2 protein-coding genes are annotated in these 665 nt (G+C 50.8%); both read left to right on the top strand.

Annotated features, from left to right (window positions below):
• On the top strand, positions 1-293 hold a 293-nt coding region (locus JMW90_RS13500; protein WP_201564754.1), incomplete at its 5' end, for a cytochrome c-type biogenesis protein CcmH.
• On the top strand, positions 290-665 hold a 376-nt coding region (gene ccmI, locus JMW90_RS13495), incomplete at its 3' end, for a c-type cytochrome biogenesis protein CcmI (RefSeq protein ID WP_201564752.1). The genes JMW90_RS13500 and ccmI, both read left to right, overlap by 4 nt.

Genomic DNA, 665 nt, shown 5'->3' with positions numbered 1-665 from the left:
ATTATATGCAGGATCGTTATGGCGATTTTATCAGCTACAAGCCGCCTGTACGTCCATCGACATGGATTTTATGGTTTTTTCCGCCATTGCTACTGATCGTATTATTGATAGGGTGGTTTTGGCAAAGCCGTCGCCGCCAGCTGGTAGCGAGCGGTCAGAGTAGAGTGACGGTAGATAATACCGCCTCGGAGCTGACTGCCGCCGAAAAAGCCGAACTTGATCGTCTGCTATCGCGTGCCAATAGCACCGATAATGACGCTCATGACACCACAAGCCCCGAGGACAAAAAATGACCATATTCTCTACTGCTGGCTTATTTATTGCTCTAAGCTTACTGATTGCCTTACTCCTTGCTGTTATTACCATCATGCCATGGCTGCGCGCCACGCGTACATCAGGCACTTCTGTGGACAACCAGCTACTAGATATCAACGTGGCGGTGTTTCGCGAGCGTCTGGCAGAGCTAAAAACAGACAAAGACAGTGGCACCATCGATGATGCTCACTACCAAAACCAAAAGCTTGAGCTTGAGCGGCAACTATTGGATGCCCAGCGTGAAGTCACGCCGATGGTCACCCCTGGTATCAAAAGCCGCTTGATCCTCATGGTTTGGGTGCCTGTATTGGCTGCGCTGGCGTATCTGATGGTGGGTGACCGAACGCCTG

The organism is Psychrobacter glacincola (assembly GCF_904846215.1).
Taxonomy (GTDB): domain Bacteria; phylum Pseudomonadota; class Gammaproteobacteria; order Pseudomonadales; family Moraxellaceae; genus Psychrobacter; species Psychrobacter glacincola.
This window is presented reverse-complemented; position numbering and strand designations above follow the sequence as displayed.